Here is an 18,986-nt window from a genome sequence, read left to right on the forward strand (position 1 = left end):
GTGGGATATCACAGGGGAGTCATGGCAAGTGGCAAAGAAAGGCTCACGGAGAGTCTTGAGAGAAGGTGTGGATTATCCGCCCCTTGACCAGGTGACAAGACAACAAGCCCATCTTTTCAGTCGAGGTACTGTCAGGATGGGTGCCTTCCAGCCATAGCATGCCGTCTGGTTGTATCGCGCGGATGCGCTTGATGATGCGGCCATAGTGGGGGTGCCGTGCCACCACGATATCGCCGATACGATAGCGTGATTTCCAGCGTTTCAGCGTCACGACATAATCTCCCGGCGCAAGGGCTGGAGGGATGCTGAGTCTCTATAGACGCCTGACTAACTATGAGGTGGCCTAACTTGGCCGCTTTGTATCCAGCCGTGTTCGATGGCCTGGTGAAGACGAGCTGGGACAGTCAGGTGATAGAAGGCAGTACGCTCGATAAGTGCGAGAAGACACTCGAATGAGCTCGTAATAGATGGAATATGATATTGATAATACTGATATTCCTGGCCATGGGGCACTGTTGACCAATATACTATATGGCGATTCGGTCGCTTATCTTCTGAATTAAAGCCGTGTATCGTGACGATGTCAGCATTGATAGTCACGATACACGGGATGGCTTCAGAGGCTATCGTGTACAGGATAGAGTCATTGTTATGCTTTAAGCATGATATGGCAATAAAGATAGTAGTGTCTTGGACGTGACAAATGGCATTGGTATATAAAGTAGATCGTGATGACTGTCTTATCATTCTATCTGGATGATAGCAGTGATCATGATGATATTTTATCAAATGGATGTGATAAAAGGTTTTATATGTATTTCTTGATGCAAATGTTGGCGATAGTCTTTGAGCTAGCGGCGATACTCCTGATTGGCTTTCTTCTGCGGAATATGATTCGTAAGGCACTCTTGTCACTCAATCCGAAGAATGTCGATAAGAAAATTGAAGCTTTAGATGCCTCCATGATCGTGTTGGCGATAGTATTTCCTGTCGTCTTGATATTGGTCAGTTTATTCTGGTTGCCAGATGAGGGGGAGTTCAATACCAAAATGGCACATTGGACAGGCTATCCAGTGACTCACCTGACATTCGATACCACAGCAGAGTCGGATCTTGACAAGAAAAGATTGATACACACACTGACGCCAATGATGCAAAAGTATCGAAACAATCTTGACTATCATGTTGGCGGAGGAAGAGGGGATTGGGGGGGTGGGCATACTGTGAGAGTCACGATCCCGAGCCGCTATCGTTTCACCGGTACGCGTCTCGAAATCATTACGGGAAGCCCGATCAGCAAGTCTGAAAACTCCATGTTGATTGCGACACTGGAAGCGGCTGCAATGGGCGAGCATCCGTTACCGGAGAGGTTGATGTCTGATATGCAAGCTGATGGTCTGGATGATATGGAAATTGCCTTGGACCCGACCACTGCCCAGATATTGTCGCGCAGAATCATCGCTGATGAACGTTTGCAATGGAAGCGTGATCAATGCTTCCTGTCGGTCAAAGGGCTGTTGGAGCCTGAAAAGGTATTGAAACTCTACGCAAAATCCACGCAATCAAAGGATGCTGTGGGTCAATTACGCGTGCGTGATTCATCAATACTCGAAAATACAGAGTTTACCGTTGTCGCTGTCGATGCCGATGCCAGGAGAAGGTCGTTACCACAGTTAATCAAGGACTTTCAGGGTAACAAACCGACTATCTATATATCTTTGTCACTGGTGCCGACTGGCGTCGATACCATAGGCGAAGGATGTGATAAGGCGTTGGTCTCGGCAATTGGTCCCAAGTGGGTAGCATCTGCAGTAAATCATGATACTCCAGTGCTTTCTCATTTCATTACAACAACCAGGATCGAGAGTATCAGCCGCTTTTCGCCCGGTGACATGGGGGAGGGATGGACCGAGGTTGCCGACAATAGATGAGTCGCCGGGTAGTTTGAGTGATTGCTATCGCGCGAGGGTGCCTTTGCTCGGGCCACTGACTTTGGTGATCACTCGCCCCTTGACCAGCCGACAAGACAGCAAGCCCATCTTTTCGGTCGAGGTACTGTCCGGATGGGTACCTTCCAGCCATAGCATGCCGTCTGGTTGTATCTCGCAGATACGCTTGATGATGTGGCCGAAGTGGGGGTGCCGTGCCACCACGATATCCCCGACGCGATAGCGCGATCTCCAGCGTTTCAGCGTGACGACATAATCTCCCGGCGCAAGGCCGGGAGACATGCTGAGTCCATTGACGCGATAGAGTCCGAAGGGCATCCGTTCACTCTTGATCAATTCACTCTTCATCAGTTCTTTGGCGCATCATGTCGCTGAATCAGTCCAGCTTCGGATACACGACAGTTTCAGACGGCGGATAGGGGCAGGTGGCGGTAAAGGTGGTGAGACCCTTGGTATCCCAGAACGCCGCGGCGAATTCATTGATGAGGGTCAGCAGTTTCTCGCCCTTGTCGCGCTCGATGCCCTGTTTGCAGGCAGAGCCGGCCAGCATGATGCTGTGGACCAGTGCATCGATGTCCGGATAGGCGTCACGCTGCGGCTGCTTGATGTAGTCGCCCCAGATGATGCGGATCTCATGCTTGGCTTTCTCGGCGTGGCTTTCCTTCTGCTCCACCAGACGGGCGAGCAAGGCCTGGTCTGCCAGCGTCAGGCTGTCCTTCTGGCCCAGCTCATTGATGAGGTCCATGAAGCGGATCACGCTGAGTGCGGCGATCTGCGCAGCGGACGGGTCATAGATCTTGCAGGGAATATCACAGTGCGCGGAGGCCGCAGGGAGTGAGACCAGTCGGTCAACGGTGCGGAGCAGGGCATGAAGCATGTTCAATCCTCCTTTTGCTGAGTGGCCTGACGTTTGTGACGCGACTGACGAATGACAAAGAACGCGGTTCCGATGACGGCTGCGATGGCGCCATAGAACAGGGTGTGAACGAGGGGGCTGCTCCAGTCACTGTGGTCATGTCCCGGGTGGGCCAGTGCCGTATTGGCGGCGGTCAACAACAGCAGTCCACTCGCGATGAGGGGTTTCTTCATGCCATATCTCCTGTGGGGGTGAGGATCAGTGATGGACCCGCGTCGCCGCATGACGCGCGGGGGTTGGCCGATAAGTCCGCTGACGAGAGACGCCCAGCCATTGCACGGTATTCATGATGTCCATTCGCACCTGGCCACTGCCGCGCAGCAAGGCTTGCTGGTGGGCATGGCACAGGCCCGGGGCGGAAAGCGCATGGGAGAGGCGGGCATGGGCAGCCTGCAGGGCGCTCATTGCCTGCGGGTGCTGCCCTTGGGCGCGATAGAGCTCCGCCAGGTTCTGATAGCTCACCACCAGCGCCGCGACGCCGCCTTCCGGGTCTGCACCGGGCATCAGAAAGATGTCTGCCAGGTGGCAGGCACTGAGATAGTGCTGCTCTGCCATGACGTAGTCGCCCTGTTCGAACAACGCATTGCCTGAGCGGGTTTCACGCTTCCATTGGTCCATGAGGCCCTCCTGTGACCAGGTGTCGTCAGCATGCCAATCTTCATGATTATGATAATCATTATCATTCAATGATGGTGCAATACCTCGACTGCTGCAAGGGCTCAGGGAGAAACCGTCAGGGACGTCCTGTGATACGTCTCAGGCTGGCTGGGCCAGGCAGGTGATGTCAGCGAAGCACCGAGCTTGAATGGGAGGGCTCATTGACGACTGGCAGTCGCCGGGGACGATTGGGGAAGACGGTCGCTGCCGCCATCAGACCCGGGTGAGGCAGAGGGTGTCGGACATTCAGGTGTCAGCGGCGCTGTCGGGGCTGAGGCATAGCGCTGTCTGGCCGTGTGCATGATGGTCTCCATGCTGGCGTAGACCATGTAGAGCTCTCCCAGATGCTTGTCTGTCCTTAGCGTGGCATCGTGAAGCGGCAACAGACCGAAGCGCTTGAAGATCTTCATGTTGGCGCGCTTGCACAACGCCAGAATCCCATCACCATTTCTGGATTTCACATGGCGTGCCGCTGCTGCCATCAACAGATTGCCATGGGCGAAACGTTTGGCCTCCGGGGCCATCACCAGACGGCTGAATTCATAGATGGCACCTTCTGGGATGGAAACGACATCACTGTCGTCAAAGAGGGTGCGCGACTCGAGACCGCCAGGTGTGATGCGAATGCTGCCCAGCAAGGTATCGTGCTGTGTGTCCATCAGGCAGATATGCTGACTGTTGCTGTCGATCACGTCATCGTGGTCCGTGTGCTTCTTGAGATATGCCTTGGCGACACCATGGTGTTGGTCACGCAGCTTGAGGACCTGCTGGAAGAGTGGATGGCGACGACCGAAGAATGACACCGTCTCTCGATGGGTCTGATGCGTGAAAGAAGAGGTGAACTGCGTGATGACGGCGACGTCGTGACTGTCTTTCATTCCCTTGCTGACTCCTCGTTTCCTGAGGTGGATGAGATATCTCATGCTTGTGGGATGGTAAAGCTAGCACTTTATTAGTTTTAGTGCATGTTTGTTGCGTCGCCATGACAGGTTCAGGATGGGGGAAGCCGGATGTCGGTCTGTGCGAGACTTTGCCCTGCGGGATCACGCCAGGACTGAAGCGCGAAGAGGGCATGGTCGGATATTTGGCGATATCATTGGCAAAAATGTCGCGAAAATTGGGTTGATGGCATGATTCTGGGTGGTTCGGCGGACGCGGTCATCCATCGTGAGCCATCTTTCCGCCTTGCCAGTGGCGGGGGGGATCGTCGTCCATCGTCAGCAAGGAAATGGCGCAACCTCGAATATGCCATAACGCTACCCAAGGCTCATTGCTGGCGGAGATGTGCTGAGGAAACGGTGATGTGGCGTATCGTTTCTTATTGAGGAATTCGTCGAGAGGGATCACGAGTTCGCGAGGTTAGCCTTGGGTGACGGGCCAAAATGGCGAAGACATCGAGTCTGATGTGTCGCTTCCGATCACGAGATGCCACGAAGGGGGTTGTGGTCAATCTGCCAATCGGCCGAGATGGCAATGGAGCATGGTGGGAATGCGTGATTCAGGGGTGATGCGCTGCCAGAATCACCTTACATGACACACTTGAAGGAGTTGACAATGGCGCTCAAGATTCTGGTCTTTCTGGGGTCGGTACGGACAAGTTCCCCCCCATCCCCCGCACGTCTGGGAGAGCGGGTCGCCAGATGTTGCATGGCCAAGCTTGAGGAAAGTGGTCATGAAGCGGTGTTGATCGACCCTCTGGATTACGATCTCTCGGACCCCTTCAAGCCGCTGTTTTCCTATGCACAACGCAATGCCCCGCAGGACTTGCTCAATCTCGCCCAGGAAATTGAAGCGGCGGATGGCTATGTGATGGTCAGCCCCGAGTACAACCATTCCATGAGTCCGGCACTGGCGAATCTCCTGAATCACTTCGGCAGCTCGCTCTACTCCTACAAGCCGTCGGTGATCGCGACCTATTCTGCAGGCCAATGGGGCGGCGTGCGGGCGGCGGTCAACATGCGCACCTTCCTCTCGGAGCTGGGCTGCCTCCCGGTCTCGGCGATGATCCACGTGCCCCGGGCCCAGGACGTGCTCGATGAGGATGGCAGCTACACCGAGACTCAAGATGCCCAGAAATGGAGCGGCTATCTCGAGCGGGCCTTCGAACAACTTGCCTGGTGGGCGAATGCGGCCAAGCGTCATCACGAGAGTGAAGAGGGTGAAAAACGCCCCGGCGCCTTCACGCGCAGCCCCTCGCAGCGCAACGCGCCTGAATGAATCACTGAGTGTGGAAAAGCAACAAGGGACTGCCGTGGCAGTCCCTTGTTGCTTTGCGGGTCACTCTCACGCCGCGTCATGCCATCTGGTGGATGGCTTACTCGAAGTAGGCGCGCAAGGTGTCCATGTCATCGGTTTCGGTCAGCGCCAACGAGAGCAGAATGCGCGCTTTCTGAGGGTTGAGTGCGCCGCTGCCGATACCTTCTTCCTTGGCCGTCACGATGCCGTTGCCGGTACGCGTGCTGCGAACGACAGGCAGGCCATCCTCCGTCGCCTGCTTCACCAATGGCTTCAGAGTGTCCGGAATGGAGCCATTGCCGCTGCCGGCTATCACGATACCCTTGGCGCCATTGTCGAGTGCAGCGGTGAACAGCGCCGGGTCCATGTCCTGATGGGCGTAGATGATATCGACCTTGGGCAGGCCATCGAGGGACGTCACGTCAAAATGTGGCTTGTCGGTCGGGGTTGCCGGTGTGTAGTAGAAGTGCGGCTTGCCGCTGATGAAGGCACCCAGATAGCCCTGCTCGGTCGCCTTGAAGGTGTCCATCATGATGGCATTGGTCTTGGTGGTGTAATACGCCGAACCGATGCGGTCGTTGAGCACGATCATCGCCCCACGACCCTCCGCGCCTTCATCGGCGGCCAGCGTGACCGCCTCCAGCAGATTGAAGGGGCCATCGGCACTGATGGCGGTCGCCGGACGCATGGCACCCACCATCACCACCGGTTTGTCGCTTTCGACCGTGAGATCCAGGAAGAAGCCGGTCTCCTCCAGCGTATCGGTCCCATGCGTGATCACCACGCCATGTGTGGCATCGGTGGCCAGCGCCTCATTGATCGATTTCGACAGCTTTAGCAGGATTTCCTGATCGATGTTGCTGCTGCCGGTATTGGCGATCTGCTCGCCCGTCACCTCTGCCACGTCTGCCAGTTCCGGTACGGCATCCAGCAGTGCCTGCACGCCGATGCTGCCGGATTTGTAGTTGGTGGTGTCCGTGGAGGAGGCTGAACTGCCCGCTATCGTGCCGCCGGTCGCGTAGATCTTGACGCCCGGGTGATCCGCCGCATTGGCCTGAATGCCATAGGCCAGTGAACAGGCGGCGATCGAGATGGCAGCTACAAGGCGGCGAGGAGTCATGAAGGAAGCTGTGGTCATTGTGGTGAGTCGCTCTTTGTCGTTGTTGTCGGAGTTATCGATGCCAATGGCCTGTCGATACCGTGCTGGCCAATGATCATCCGATGCGTCTGTGCAGAGGCAGGCGGTTTGCCTCATGGTTTCCTCAATCATGAATAAGGAAAGTTTCATGTCATGACGAGGTCTCATCCCTGCCCCCCGGGGTCTGACGGGGGGAGGGAGAGGGTTGAACCATACTATTGCCAGCATCAATCTGAGCAGCAATATCTCGGCCAGCTCGTGACGCTGAGCTGGCCGGATTTCATCAGGTCAGCGCCGCACCACCATCACTGCGCGGATCGTGCGCCGCCTCGACCTGGCCATCGGGGTGACGCATCACCGCACCGGCGTGACCCAGCGTATCGCTATAGGCGTCTTCCAGCACCTCTACTTCATGCCCCAGCTCCCTGAGTGCCTCCGCCATGTCACCCTCAAGGCGCGATTCGAGCTTGAGGCTGGTGCTGACATCGCCCCAGGTGCGACCCAGCAGCCAGCGTGGAGCACTGATCGCGGCCTGCAATGACATGCCGTGGCGGGCGATGCGGGTGAAGACAGCGGCCTGAGTCTGCGGCTGGCCTTCACCGCCCATGGTGCCGAAGGCCATCACGCGGCCATCATCGAAACACGCCAGTGAGGGATTGAGGGTGTGGAAGGGCTTGCGGCCCGGCGCCAGGCTGCGCAGTCTGTCGGGCGCCAGATCGAACGCCAGCCCGCGGTTCTGCCACATCACGCCACTGCTCGGCAGTACCATGCCACTGCCGAACTCCCAGTAGACGCTCTGGATGAAGCTGACGGTAGTGCCCTCGCTGTCCGTGGCGCCCATCCAGATGGTGTCGCCCTCGGCGGGCTCGTGGGGCCATTCCAGGGCGGCCTGCATGTCGATCATTGCCGCCTGCTGAGTCAGGGCATCCTGTGAAAGATGCGCCTGTTGCGTAGCGATGCCGCTTTCCAGCCCGCCCTCGAGGCAGTCTGGTGAGGTGATCAGGCTGTCGCGCACCAGGAAGGCGCGTTTGGTGGCCTCGATCAGCGCATGCAGGTGACGCAGTGTATTGCCCTCCGCTTCGCTGATGCCGTGCCTGGCGCTCAATTCATCGTAGAGCCCCAGAATCATCAATGTCGCCAGACCCTGGGTCGGGGCGGGCAGGTTGTATACCTCACTGTCGCGCAGACGCACCTTGAGCGGCGTGACGCGTTGGGCGCGATAGCCGTTGAGGTCCTCCAGGCGCAGCGGACTGCCGGCGGACTGCAGTTCCTGCGCCATGTGCGCCGCCAGCTCGCCTCGGTAGAAATCGTCCAGCCCGGCATCCGCCAGGCGGGCGAGGGTCATGGCAAGCGCCGGCTGACGCAGGCGGGCGCCTTCCTCGAGCGCCATCGGCTCCCCTGACTCGCTCTGACCCAGATAGCGCTGCGCAAACCCGGGTTGCCGTGACAGCACGGCCAGGTGCTTCTCGCTCAAGGCTTGCTGGCTGGCGCTGACCGCGACCCCGTCATTGGCATGCCGGATGGCCTGGCGCAACAGCGTCGCGAGAGGCAATGGCGCGCGCTCGGCGTCGGAGGTGTCTGCCGAGAAGGCCAGTGCCTCCTGCCAGCCGCCGATGGTCCCGGCCACCGTCAAGGCGGACAGCGGCCCACGGGTGGGGATGCTGTCGCCATTCACCAGGGGAGCGCCTGTCTCGTCATCGGCGACACCGTAGCCTTGCGCGGCGTAGAACTCTCGGCTGGCCAGCGCCGCGGCCGGCCCACAGGCATCGATGGCGATGGGGGCGAGGCCGGGTCGCTTGATCAGCCAGAAGCCATCACCGCCGATACCATTCATGTGCGGATAGACCACGGCGATGGTCGCGGCCATCGCGACCATCGCCTCGATGGCATTGCCGCCGTCACGCAGGATGTCACGGCCGGCCTCTGCTGCCAGATGATGGGGGGCAGCGCAGGCTCCGCCGAATCCTCGTCGGGTATGCATCATGGCGTCTTGCTCCTGTGAATGTCGTTGTTGTTATTGCGCCGTTGTCAGTGCGCTGAGGGCGGAGATCAGCTGCCGGTGAACAGGTCGTAGAACATGCGCAGTGCCGTGAACATCAGGAAGATGGCGAAGACCTTCTTGAGCTTGGCGGCATCCATCGCATGGGCCAGCTTGGCACCGATCGGCGCACACAGCATGGTCGCCGGCACGATGGCGGCGAAACCGAGCAGATTGACGTAGCCGATGGAGCCCGGCAGCAGGTTCGGCTCCCCGATGCCATTGAGCAGGAAGCTGGCGGTGCCCGGCAGGCTGATCACCAGCCCGAGCGCTGCGCCCGTGCCCACGGCCAGGTGCATCGGAGTGCCCAGGGTGCTGAGGGTCGGCACGCTCAGGGTGCCGCCGCCGATGCCCATCAGGGTCGAGACGCCACCGATGAAGGTACCCAGCGCACCACTGCCCAGCGGGCCCGGCAGGCCAGTGCCCAGCACGGTGGACTGACGACGGAACATGTTGAGCGCCACGAGGAAGGCGACGGTGGCGAACAGCCCCATCAGGACCGCGCCGCTGAACAGGTTGGACAGCAGGCCGCCGATGATCACGCCGATGATCACCCCCGGCAGCAGACGCTTGAGTATCGCCGGGTCAAGATTGCCCTTGGCGTAGTGGGCCCTGGCCGACATGATCGAGGTGGGAATGATGGTCGCAAGCGAGGTGCCGACCGCCTGGTGCATGCGGACCGCCTCATCGACACCCAGCAGGCTGAAGAGGTGAAAGAGCACGGGCACGATGACGATACCGCCGCCGACCCCCAGCAAGCCGGCCATCACGCCGGCAATCATGCCAGTGACGATGAGTGCGGCGATCAGACCGAGAATCCAGTGCAGTGGATAGGCTGAGAACAGTTCCATGGTGTTTCCTTGTAGTACCCGTATGGCGCGGGGTCATTCATTGCTGGTGAAAGTTGCCGACAGACGACATCGGCAGTCGAGGCATCTCCCTGGAGCGCTTTCTCTCGCGCTGTCTCCGAGGGGGTGCGAGCGGGTTGGCGAGCCAAGACATTACGCGTTGCTGAATTATCTTTTCAATGCCCTTGTGATGGCCAGGCCCCGTTGGTGGCGTCAAGTCGCCTGTCAGGCTGGCCATCGTGACCGGGTTACCAGCCGATGGCGTCCGGCAGCCAGGTGGCAAGACCCGGGAAGCAGAACAGCAGCACGACGGCCATGGCCTGCAGTCCCACGAAGGGGAGTACGCCGAGATACAGGTGGCGTGTCGTGACTTCCGGTGGCGCGACCCCCTTGAGGAAGAACAATGCCCAGCCGAAGGGAGGCGTCAGGAATGACATCTGCAGATTCATCGCCACCAGTACGCCCAGCCATACCATGTCGGTGCCATAGCCGATGAAGACCGGCAGGAACATCGGCAGTGCGATATAGCTGATCTCGATCCACTCCAGGAAAAAGCCGAGCACGAACAGTATCACCATCAGGAAGATGAGAGCGCCCAGTTCTCCCCCCGGCAGCAGATTGAACAGGTCATGCACCATGTTCTCGCCGCCCAGACCGCGGAAGGCTAGTGAGAACGGCTGCGCGCACAACAGGATGAAATAGACCATGGCGGTGATGGTCAGGGTCGAGTGCAGGCAAGCCTTGAGCATCGGGAAATCGAGGCGCCGCGCCAGCAGTGCGATCACGAGACTGCCCAGTGCGCCCATCGAGGCCGCCTCGGTGGGGGCGGCCACGCCACCCAGAATCGAGCCCAGTACCGCGAAGACCAGCATCAGCGGCGGAATCACGCTGCGCGCCAGATCCCTCAGCAATTCCTTCATGCCGCCAGCGGCGGCGCGTTCCTCTTCTGGAATGGCCGGGACGAGTTCCGGCTTCCACCAGCCCAGCACCAGCAGGTAGACGATGTAGATGACCGCGATCGCCAGGCCCGGCACGAAGGCCGCGGCGAACAGGGTACCGACGGACTCGCCGAGAATCTCCGACAGCAGGATCAACACGAGGCTCGGCGGAATGATCTGCCCCAGGGTGCCTGAGGCGCAGATGGTGGCCGAGGCCACGCCCGGGTGATAGCCGCGGCGCAGCAGGGTCGGCAATGTCAGCATGCCGACGGTGACCACAGTCGCACCGACGATCCCGGTGGAGGCGCCCATCAGCACGCCGACCAGAATGATCGCGATGCCCATGCCGCCGTTCACGCCACCCATGGCGCGTCCGATGGTCTCGAGCATGTCCTCGGCGACCCGCGATTTCTCGAGCATGACCCCCATGAACACGAACAGCGGTATCGCCAGCAACGTGTAATTGGTGACCACACCATAGAGACGTGCCGGCATCAGGCTGAACAGCAGCGGGCCGAAGCCTGCCAGACCCGCCACGAAACCGGCCACCGCCAATGAGATCGCGACCGGAATCCCGATCAGCATCAGGATCAGGAAGCCGCCGATCATGCTGAGGGCAATCCACTCATTCGGACTCATGAAGGCACCTTGGTGTTGGATGACGTGGTGGAAGAGGCGTCGGGCATGCGGTTCGTCAATGTCAGCAAGGCGCGCAGGCAATCCGCCACGCCCTGCAGGGCAAGCGCGGCGAAACCGATGGGGATGAAGGCCTTGAGCAGGTAGCGATAGGGCAGGCCGCCGGGGTCGGGTGAGCCTTCCATCAGCTGATACGACTGCTCGGTATAGCTCAGGCCGAGCCAGGCAATGGCCGTGCCGATGGCGATGGTCATCAGTGCGCCGAGCAGATCCACCAGCGCACGCCCCTTGGGGGAAAATCGATCATAGAAGACATCGACGCGAACGTCGGCGCGATGCTTGAGGGCATAGGAAATGCCCAGCAGCGCGATGGGGGAAATCAGGTGCCATTCGAATTCCTGGAGTGGCACGGGACTGATGCTGAAGAAGTAACGCAACAGTACGTTACTGGCGACCAGCACCACGAGTGCCAACAGCGAGTAACGGGCAATGATGCCCAGCCGCTCGATGATGCCCTCGAGACAGTGGATGACATGCAGCATGACATGACCTCACGAACGCCACGACGGGACAGGCCGTGGCGTAGACAGGGGGAGCAGGGATGACACCAGCGGTGATCCGTTCTGGCACTGGGGGCGTGAGCCACAGGTACCGCCACGGGGGAGGTTCGATGTCAGCCGTCAGAGTGCCAGGAAGGTCTTCTCGCTGACGGCGGCCCATTCCTTGTGTTGATCGCGGAAGGCCATGAACGACTCGTGCACACGTGCAGTGTCCGGATCGGCGGCCGCCATGTCGGTCAGCGTCTTCTCGGTGACTTCCTTCAGGCGCGCCACCACGGAATCGGGCAACGGCTGAGCGGTGACGCCCTCGTTTTCCACCAGATCATTGAGCGCTTCGGCGTTCACTGACTCACACCAGGCCTGGCTCTCGACATTGCACGCCTGAGCGGCGGCCTTGACGATGGCCTGCAGGTCTTCCGGCAGACTCTCCCAGGCGGCCTTGTTGATCATCAGCTCGGTCACGTTGGTCGGCTCGTGCCAGCCGGTGGTGTAGTAGTACTTGGCAGCCTTCTGAAGCCCCAGACGGCGGTCCTGATAGGGGCCGACGAATTCGGCGGCATCGATGACACCGCGCTCCAGCGCCGGGAATATTTCGCCGCCCGGCAACAGGCGCACGGCGACGCCCAGCTCGGCATAGACCTTGCCGGCAAGCCCCGGGATACGCATCTTCAGGCCTTTCAAGTCCTCCACCGTGTTAATCGGCTTGCGGAACCAGCCGGTCATCTGCACGCCGGTATTGCCCATCGGGAAGGCGATCAGTCCCTTGGGGGCGTACAGCTCATGCCATAGCTCCAGGCCGCCACCGTGATACAGCCAGGCATTCATGCCCTGGGTATTCATGCCGAAGGGGACGGTAGTGAAGTACTGGGCAGCGGGAATCTTGCCGGCCCAGAAATAGGCATTGCCGGCGTTCATCTCCACCACGCCACTGGCGACGGCATTGAAGCCTTCCAGTGCCGGAATCAGCTCACCGGCCGCGAAGTGCTGGATCTTCATGCGCCCGCCCGACATGGCTTCCACCTTGCGGCAGAAGTCGGTCGGGCTACCGGGGCCCTCGACATAGAAGGGCGATCCCGGGCCGTAGGCATTGGTCATCTTCCATTGATAGGTCTTGCTGGATTCCGCGCGCACGATGGCGGGCGCACCCATCACGAGTCCAGCGGTTGAGGTTGCCAGAGCGGCACCCAGGAACTTGCGACGATCGAATGTCATGGGAGGTTCTCCTGCGGACGGATGACCAGTAGTGCCCCTGCGGCGGTGGATGTGCGGATGCGGCAAGGGGAGCCTGTACGGCGTGCTGACATCGAGGTCAGCGATCTTGTTGTGTCGGTGTTTCTGCATGCTCTTGAGTAGCGATGTCTTTCATTTGTCAGTTTTGAGGCTGTCATTTGTCATCGCGCTACGAGGATGACTCTGCAAGCCGTGTGCCATTTCGCCGCCTGAGAAATTTTTCCAATTATTTCAATGAAATATGTACAGGCAGAGGGCGCTGCTTTCCGTTGAGAATGCGCGCATGCGTCTCCGGAGTTGCACATGTGAGACCGTGGAGCCGCTGATGTGCGGAGTTCAGTGCCTGACAAATGTCAGAAGATCACGCCAATCGCGGCATTTGTTCATCGATAGCATCACGGAAGGTGACATCTGGCTCGCGAATGTGGGGTGGTGATGACCAATTGTCATGCTTGCCGCATTACGGTGCGCTTGAGTCATCGCGGTGCATTACCTCTGAGCGAGGCTGTCAGGAAAGGGCTTGGCACGAGAGGGCTGAGCGGTGCGTGGGCTGATAGGGACGGGGGGCAGGGAGAAGAGAGAGCTGGGCGGAGAGAGCCGACAGGGACATGAACGGGGCCGGTGATTGCCGGGCGATGACGACAGTCAGCAAGCCCGGTGGCATCATGCGGCTTTGCCCTGTTGGAGCCTTGCATGTCACCTCATGATTCTGACGATTCCGCTTCTCCCACGCCGGCCACGTCTGCCGTCTCCTCCACGCCTTTCGCGAGACATGCTGGCGTGCGCCTGCCTGCCGCCCCCGGCGCACCCACTGACGCGCGAATACCCCGCGCCTTCCTGATCGCCATCCTGCTGGTAATGGCAGTGCTTGCCTGGTGGGAGTTGCCCCAGCAGTGGGCACGCGATGTCATCGATGCCACCCTGGGGCAGGCCTTCAGTGCCTTCGCCATCGCCAAGGGCCTGAACGCGACCATCTCGGTGCTGCAGTCCTCGACCATCGACCTGCAGGTATTTCAGGTCTCGCCCGGGGAGGCGCTGGACCCCGCCAATGACATGATCGAGCGCTTCTCGTGGGTGATGTTCGCGGCCACCGGCTCATTGGCGCTGCAGAAATTGCTGCTGGGCATCTCCGGTTCCGTGATCATCAAGAGCATGACCACCGTGGCCTGTCTGCTGGCGGTGTTCGGCCTGCTGGCCGAGGGCAGGCGGGCAGACAGCGAAGCCGGGCGCGTCCCTCCCTGGTGGCAGCAGGCACTCGTGCGCCTGGCGCTATGGGGCATCGCGCTGCGCTTTGCCGTGCTCAGTGTCGCGCTGGCCAGTGGTGTGGCAGGCCAGGCCTTTCTCGATGACAGCCGAGATGCGCAGATGGCGCAGCTGAGCGTGACGCAGCAGCAGCTGGCGGAAGTGGCGGACAAGCAGGTGGGAGGCGAGCACGAAGAGCGCAGCTGGTGGCAGCAGTTCAAGGGCAGCATGGAAGGCTGGGTCGGTGGGCCGATCACCAGTGTCACCGAGGGCTTTGATGCCATGACCGACAAGGTGATCGATCTCACCATGCTGTTCATCACCCAGACGGTGCTGTTTCCGTTGGGCTTTCTGTGGGTCACCATGCGCTTGCTGCGTGGGTTGGGTCGCATGCACTGATTCGCGACCCCGGTGCGTGCCTATAGCCGCGCGCCGCCACGACGATGCTTGACGCGTGTCATCAGCGACTTGCAGTCGACGGAGAGAATCTCGTCACGATTGAAGATATGTTCGCGCACGAAGCTGTCGAAGGCTTCGTAGCTGTCGGTGAGGGTGTGGATGTGCAGGCTTTTCAGGTCGCTCATGATGTAGAGGCTGACCACCTCGACACAGGCGGAAAGCTCCTCGGCGATGCGCTCGATGGCGCTGGGCGCGACGGTCAGGTCCACGAAGGTGGAGATACCCTTGCCGAGCTTGTCCGGGTTGATGACGGCGGTGAACTGCTCGATCACGCCACTCTCGACCAATGCCTGGACGCGTGAGCGGGCGTGAGCACGCGAGATGCCCAGCTTGCGGGCGATGTCGGCATAGGACATGCGGCCGTCCTTGATCAGCAGGTTGAGCAGTTCGCTGTCGGTGCGGTTGAGGTTCATGGGCCAGGGTCTCGACGGTCTTAGTGGTGGTGGTGCGCATGGCTTATCAAACCTGTGCGATCCGCACTTGTATAGTCCGACGTCAGCCTCTGATGAGGATATCCCGGCTCTGGAAACGACTACGGGACGCCTTGGCGTCCCGTAGTGGTCTATCTCATTCGATCACATCGCGTCGCGAACGCGTTGAGCGTCACTGATAGACGATCTCGCCCTTCGGGGCGTACGCCGAGACATCGATCGGGCTCTGCTCGGCAAGGTAGGCCTTGAGCACATCGGCATCGACGAAGCCGGTATCCAGGTAGCCCGGCAGGTCGGTGACCTTCGGATAGCCATCCCCGCCGGCAGCATTGAAGCTCGGGACGGTAAAGCGATATTGCGCGCTTCTGTCCAGTGGCTGGCCCTGGATCATCACGTCTGAGACGCTGCCCTCGGCCCGGTCGACCTGCATGCTGATACCGGCGAACTGGGCATAGGCGCCGGAGTCCACCGGCTGGGTCGCCACGGCATTTAGGTAGTCGAGCACCTCGCTGCCCGACATGCTGACGACCCCCACGGTGTTGCCGAAGGGCAGTACGGTCAGCACATCCTTGTAGGTGATCTCTCCTTCAGGCAATGAGGCGCGCACGCCACCTGAGTTCATCACGCCGAAGTCTGCCTTGCCGGCCTGCATGGCGGCGGTGGCGATCAGGCGGCCCAGATTGGTCTGGGCAAAGCGCACCACGTCGCGATCCCCCTCCAGCTTGCCGTTGCTCTGCGCGACGGTGACATTGAGCTGCGCCTGACCCTTCTCCTGATAGGGGCGCAGGAACTCGAGCAGCTCACTGTCCTCGGCGATTTCCTCCTTGACCAGCACCTTGTGACGCTCGCCGTTCACTTCGACGGTCTTCTTGAGGTTCACCGGGATCAACTGATAGTTGAGCATGGTCAGCTCGCCATTGCGGAACTCATAATCGGCACGCCCCACGTACTTGCCCCACTCGTGTGCCTGCACGATGTAGGTGCCGTTCTGGCGGTCCGGCTGGCAATCATCGCCGGGCGAAAAGTCCGCCATCCGGTTGACGCCCTCCATGCACACCGGCTCCTGGGAGTGCCCTCCGACGATCATGTCCAGCGCACCGGTGGGCAGGTAGCGCGCAAGCGCGACGTCGCCCGGCGCGTTGATGCCATGCTCGGCATTCTGATAATGCCCCATGTGGGTGACGGCGAAGATCAGGTCCGGCTGCTCATGCTCGTTCAGTTGCTCGATGACCTTGCGTGCCTCTTCCTTGGGATCGCGAAACTCGAGATTGCTGAAGTACTCGGGATTGCCGATGCGCACGGTGTCTTCGGTGGTCAGGCCGATCACCGCGATATGGACGCCGTCTTCATCGAAGATCCTGTAGGGCGCGAACAGACGCTCGCCGGTGGCCTTGTCGTAGATGTTGGCGGCCAGCATCGGGAAATCGGCCCAGTCGCGCTGCTTGAGCAGCACGTCCAGCGGGTTGTCGAATTCATGATTGCCCACCGCCATGGCGTCATAGCCGATGCGATTCATGCCCTTGAAGTCGGGTTCGGCATGCTGCAGATCGGACTCCGGCACGCCGGTATTGATGTCTCCGCCGGACAGCAGCAGCACGCTGCCACCCTCGGATTCCACTTCGGCGCGGATACGGTCGACCAGCGTCTTGCGTGCCGACATGCCGTATTCGCCATCGCTGCTGCGCCAGAAGCGACCGTGATGATCATTGGTGTGCAGCACCGTCAGGTGATAGGACGTGTCTGCCTGCCATTCATGGTCCTGATGGCTGGCGCAGGCGCTGAGCGTGCTCAGCAATGCAGCCCCCAGCAGGGTCTTCAGCGCCAGGCGCGAGCGGGGGGATGCGCGCAAGCCCGGCGCGTTTGATGAGGTGAGTCGTGTGTTCAGCATGAGCGATACGTTCCTTGTGTCTGGCTCCGAGGCGCTATGGCGCCTTCCAGCCTGAAAGTGCTGATTGTCAGGGTGCCGATTGCAAGACTGTTGATGAGAAAGCGCTTATGTGTAGTGGGTGAAGGGTAACCGATGGCAAGGCACACCGCTGTAAGAGTCTGTCTTGCCATTGTGGAGATTGGATGACCTGCTCAGGAAGTGCGAGGTGTACGCCGTTTGCGTGCGTCAGCGAATGGCGTGAAGAAGTGTGGCTGACCTGTAGAAGCGCGACTGGCCTCAAGAGGCGACCGACATGAAAAAACCGGCCAATGATGCGCCGGTTTTTTCATGTCTCATTGCGGCGTCTGCGGCTCAGGCGTGTTCCTGCTCCGCGCTGATGCTGTCGGTGGACTCACGCTCACTCGCTCTGGGATTGAACACCTCGGCATCTTCCATCTTCGGCAGCAGCAACTCGGCGAGGATGGCGGTCAGGCCGCCCATGGTGATCGGCGAGCGCAAGGCATCGGCGAAGGCCCCCGGAATCGCGTTCAGCACATCCGGTACCATGCCGACGCCCAGACCAAGCCCCAGGGCCAGCGCGATGATCATCATCTCGCGACGCCCGATGGGCTGCGCCATCAGGATGCGGATGCCGGAGACGGCGATCAGCGCGAACATCAGCGTGGTGGTGGCACCGAGCACCGGGCGCGGCATCTGCGTGAGCAGGGTGGCGATGAAGGGCGACAGGCCCAGCAACAGCAGGAAGCCCGCCACGTAGCGGCCCACATGGCGGCTGGCGATACCGGTCAGCTGGATCACGCCGGTGTTCTGACTGAAGGTGGTGTTGGGGAAGGTGCCGGCCAGCGCGCCGAGTGCGGAATTCAGGCCATCCCCTAGCACGCCGCCGCGCAGACGCTTCTGATGCGTGTCGTCATCCACGGCAAGCCCCGAGGCGCGTGCGCTGCCGGTGAGATCGCCGACGGTCTCGATGGCGGTGATAATGAAGATGAAGGCCACCGGCAGGAAGGCGGCCAGCGAGAAGTCGAAGCCGGTATTCAGCGTCGCCGGGTGCGGCAGAGCGATCAGTGCGGCATCCGCCAGTTGTGGCGCATCGTACATGCCGCCCAGCGCCGCGATGATGCAGCCGACGGCCATGCCGATGAAGATGGAGGCGATTCTCAGCCACGGGTGACGCGAGACCTGACAGGCCAGTACCGTGATCAGCACGCAGCCGGCCAGCGCCAGATTGGCGGGGGCGCCGAAGTCCGCGGCACCGAAGCCGCCACCGATATCCGTCATGCCGACCTCGATCAGACTCAACCCGATCAGCATCACCACTACGCCCGTCACCACCGGTGTGATGACGCGCTTGAGCCATGGCAGCACCGTGCCCAATGCCATCTCGATCAGGCTGCCGGCCAGACAGGTGCCGAACAGTACCGCCAGCACCTGTTCGTCACTGGCATTCTGGCTGCGCGCGATCAGGCCGGCGGTGATCAAGGCCGACACGAAGCTGAAGCTGGTGCCCTGGATGCTCAACAGCCCCGAACCGAATGGCCCCAGGCGCTGGGATTGAATCCAGGTGGCGATACCGGAGACCACCAGCGCCATCGATAGCAGACTGGCGGTGTAGGCCCCGAGCGATAGCGCACTGGTGATGATCAATGTCGGTGCAATGATGCCCGCCAGACTGGCCAGCAGATGCTGGGCCCCGGCGAGCGCCGAGATGGGAACGGAGGGGCAGCTCTCGAGGCCGAGCAGTGGCTCGTCGATCCCCTTGTGCTGGGAGGAAGCTTGGGTCATGGGACGCTCCTTGTCGGCTCGCGGCAAATGCGGGAGGAA

The 18,986-nt window shown here is 60.4% G+C and carries 18 protein-coding genes; 3 read left to right on the top strand and 15 right to left on the bottom strand.

What is annotated here, in order from left to right:
• Positions 1-43: 43 nt before the first annotated feature.
• Complete coding sequence (locus HXS65_RS04565; RefSeq protein ID WP_176493244.1) at positions 44-271, bottom strand: S24/S26 family peptidase; 228 nt, start codon at positions 269-271, stop codon at positions 44-46.
• A 460-nt stretch (positions 272-731) separates the two neighbouring features.
• Here HXS65_RS04565 and HXS65_RS04570 point away from each other — a divergent pair, with 460 nt between their 5' ends.
• Positions 732-1,931, top strand: a complete 1,200-nt coding sequence (locus HXS65_RS04570; protein WP_176493245.1) for a hypothetical protein — start codon at positions 732-734, stop codon at positions 1,929-1,931.
• Between the two features lie 24 nt (positions 1,932-1,955).
• Here the strand turns inward: HXS65_RS04570 and HXS65_RS04575 are convergent, their stop codons facing one another.
• From HXS65_RS04575 to HXS65_RS04595, 5 genes are all read right to left on the bottom strand, one after another.
• Positions 1,956-2,297: a S26 family signal peptidase gene (locus HXS65_RS04575; RefSeq protein ID WP_176493246.1), complete on the bottom strand. Its 342-nt coding sequence runs from the start codon at positions 2,295-2,297 to the stop codon at positions 1,956-1,958.
• Positions 2,298-2,325: 28 nt separating this feature from the next.
• Positions 2,326-2,826 carry a superoxide dismutase, Ni gene (sodN, locus tag HXS65_RS04580; protein WP_176493247.1) on the bottom strand — a complete coding sequence of 167 codons (501 nt, stop codon included), beginning with the start codon at positions 2,824-2,826 and terminating at the stop codon, positions 2,326-2,328.
• Between the two features lie 2 nt (positions 2,827-2,828).
• Positions 2,829-3,038, bottom strand: a complete 210-nt coding sequence (locus tag HXS65_RS04585) for a hypothetical protein (protein WP_176493248.1) — start codon at positions 3,036-3,038, stop codon at positions 2,829-2,831.
• Between the two features lie 25 nt (positions 3,039-3,063).
• Entirely contained in the window at positions 3,064-3,483 is a 420-nt protein-coding gene (locus HXS65_RS04590; RefSeq protein ID WP_077376712.1) for a hypothetical protein, read from the bottom strand.
• Positions 3,484-3,680: 197 nt separating this feature from the next.
• Positions 3,681-4,400, bottom strand: coding sequence for a hypothetical protein (locus HXS65_RS04595; protein ID WP_141392070.1), 720 nt, complete (start codon positions 4,398-4,400; stop codon positions 3,681-3,683).
• Positions 4,401-5,076: 676 nt separating this feature from the next.
• Between HXS65_RS04595 and HXS65_RS04600 the strand changes: the two genes are divergently transcribed.
• Positions 5,077-5,739 (top strand): NADPH-dependent FMN reductase, encoded by a 663-nt coding sequence (locus HXS65_RS04600; RefSeq protein WP_176493249.1) that lies wholly within the window; start codon positions 5,077-5,079, stop codon positions 5,737-5,739.
• Between the two features lie 97 nt (positions 5,740-5,836).
• Here HXS65_RS04600 and HXS65_RS04605 read toward each other — a convergent pair whose 3' ends face one another.
• The 6 genes from HXS65_RS04605 to HXS65_RS04630 form a co-directional block, all read right to left on the bottom strand.
• Positions 5,837-6,895, bottom strand: a complete 1,059-nt coding sequence (locus HXS65_RS04605; RefSeq protein WP_218015042.1) for a type II asparaginase — start codon at positions 6,893-6,895, stop codon at positions 5,837-5,839.
• Between the two features lie 283 nt (positions 6,896-7,178).
• Complete coding sequence (locus HXS65_RS04610) at positions 7,179-8,879, bottom strand: gamma-glutamyltransferase family protein (protein WP_176493250.1); 1,701 nt, start codon at positions 8,877-8,879, stop codon at positions 7,179-7,181.
• 65 nt (positions 8,880-8,944) lie between these two features.
• Positions 8,945-9,784, bottom strand: coding sequence for a sulfite exporter TauE/SafE family protein (locus tag HXS65_RS04615; RefSeq protein ID WP_054556070.1), 840 nt, complete (start codon positions 9,782-9,784; stop codon positions 8,945-8,947).
• A 245-nt stretch (positions 9,785-10,029) separates the two neighbouring features.
• The gene (locus HXS65_RS04620) at positions 10,030-11,358 is read right to left on the bottom strand and encodes a TRAP transporter large permease subunit (RefSeq protein ID WP_136937865.1); all 1,329 of its coding nucleotides are present in this window, start codon (positions 11,356-11,358) and stop codon (positions 10,030-10,032) included.
• Positions 11,355-11,897, bottom strand: a complete 543-nt coding sequence (locus tag HXS65_RS04625) for a TRAP transporter small permease subunit (RefSeq protein ID WP_084208754.1) — start codon at positions 11,895-11,897, stop codon at positions 11,355-11,357. Before HXS65_RS04625 ends, HXS65_RS04620 begins: the two co-directional genes overlap by 4 nt.
• 138 nt (positions 11,898-12,035) lie before the next feature.
• The gene (locus tag HXS65_RS04630; protein ID WP_077376697.1) at positions 12,036-13,127 is read right to left on the bottom strand and encodes a TRAP transporter substrate-binding protein; all 1,092 of its coding nucleotides are present in this window, start codon (positions 13,125-13,127) and stop codon (positions 12,036-12,038) included.
• 711 nt (positions 13,128-13,838) lie between these two features.
• On the opposite strand from HXS65_RS04630, the gene HXS65_RS04635 reads away from it, so the two are divergent.
• Positions 13,839-14,786 carry a hypothetical protein gene (locus HXS65_RS04635; RefSeq protein WP_157109471.1) on the top strand — a complete coding sequence of 316 codons (948 nt, stop codon included), beginning with the start codon at positions 13,839-13,841 and terminating at the stop codon, positions 14,784-14,786.
• Between the two features lie 20 nt (positions 14,787-14,806).
• Here HXS65_RS04635 and HXS65_RS04640 read toward each other — a convergent pair whose 3' ends face one another.
• From HXS65_RS04640 to HXS65_RS04650, 3 genes are all read right to left on the bottom strand, one after another.
• Positions 14,807-15,259: an Lrp/AsnC family transcriptional regulator gene (locus HXS65_RS04640; protein WP_077376692.1), complete on the bottom strand. Its 453-nt coding sequence runs from the start codon at positions 15,257-15,259 to the stop codon at positions 14,807-14,809.
• 190 nt (positions 15,260-15,449) lie between these two features.
• On the bottom strand, positions 15,450-17,165 hold the full coding sequence (gene ushA / locus HXS65_RS04645) for a bifunctional UDP-sugar hydrolase/5'-nucleotidase UshA (RefSeq protein WP_176493251.1): 1,716 nt from the start codon (positions 17,163-17,165) through the stop codon (positions 15,450-15,452).
• Between the two features lie 351 nt (positions 17,166-17,516).
• Positions 17,517-18,947 carry a uracil-xanthine permease family protein gene (locus tag HXS65_RS04650; protein ID WP_176493252.1) on the bottom strand — a complete coding sequence of 477 codons (1,431 nt, stop codon included), beginning with the start codon at positions 18,945-18,947 and terminating at the stop codon, positions 17,517-17,519.
• Positions 18,948-18,986: the final 39 nt, after the last annotated feature.

This window comes from Cobetia sp. 5-25-4-2, from assembly GCF_013374075.1.
GTDB classification, from domain to species: Bacteria; Pseudomonadota; Gammaproteobacteria; order Pseudomonadales; family Halomonadaceae; genus Cobetia; species Cobetia marina.

Coding starts and splice junctions, on each gene's coding strand:
- HXS65_RS04570 (WP_176493245.1), top strand. CDS start 732: ATGACTGTCTTATCATTCTATCTGGATGATAGCAGTGATCATGATGAT.
- HXS65_RS04575 (WP_176493246.1), bottom strand. CDS start 2,297: ATGAAGAGTGAATTGATCAAGAGTGAACGGATGCCCTTCGGACTCTAT.
- sodN (WP_176493247.1), bottom strand. CDS start 2,826: ATGCTTCATGCCCTGCTCCGCACCGTTGACCGACTGGTCTCACTCCCT.
- HXS65_RS04585 (WP_176493248.1), bottom strand. CDS start 3,038: ATGAAGAAACCCCTCATCGCGAGTGGACTGCTGTTGTTGACCGCCGCC.
- HXS65_RS04590 (WP_077376712.1), bottom strand. CDS start 3,483: ATGGACCAATGGAAGCGTGAAACCCGCTCAGGCAATGCGTTGTTCGAA.
- HXS65_RS04595 (WP_141392070.1), bottom strand. CDS start 4,400: ATGAAAGACAGTCACGACGTCGCCGTCATCACGCAGTTCACCTCTTCT.
- HXS65_RS04600 (WP_176493249.1), top strand. CDS start 5,077: ATGGCGCTCAAGATTCTGGTCTTTCTGGGGTCGGTACGGACAAGTTCC.
- HXS65_RS04605 (WP_218015042.1), bottom strand. CDS start 6,895: ATGACCACAGCTTCCTTCATGACTCCTCGCCGCCTTGTAGCTGCCATC.
- HXS65_RS04610 (WP_176493250.1), bottom strand. CDS start 8,879: ATGATGCATACCCGACGAGGATTCGGCGGAGCCTGCGCTGCCCCCCAT.
- HXS65_RS04615 (WP_054556070.1), bottom strand. CDS start 9,784: ATGGAACTGTTCTCAGCCTATCCACTGCACTGGATTCTCGGTCTGATC.
- HXS65_RS04620 (WP_136937865.1), bottom strand. CDS start 11,358: ATGAGTCCGAATGAGTGGATTGCCCTCAGCATGATCGGCGGCTTCCTG.
- HXS65_RS04625 (WP_084208754.1), bottom strand. CDS start 11,897: ATGCTGCATGTCATCCACTGTCTCGAGGGCATCATCGAGCGGCTGGGC.
- HXS65_RS04630 (WP_077376697.1), bottom strand. CDS start 13,127: ATGACATTCGATCGTCGCAAGTTCCTGGGTGCCGCTCTGGCAACCTCA.
- HXS65_RS04635 (WP_157109471.1), top strand. CDS start 13,839: ATGTCACCTCATGATTCTGACGATTCCGCTTCTCCCACGCCGGCCACG.
- HXS65_RS04640 (WP_077376692.1), bottom strand. CDS start 15,259: ATGAACCTCAACCGCACCGACAGCGAACTGCTCAACCTGCTGATCAAG.
- ushA (WP_176493251.1), bottom strand. CDS start 17,165: ATGCTGAACACACGACTCACCTCATCAAACGCGCCGGGCTTGCGCGCA.
- HXS65_RS04650 (WP_176493252.1), bottom strand. CDS start 18,947: ATGACCCAAGCTTCCTCCCAGCACAAGGGGATCGACGAGCCACTGCTC.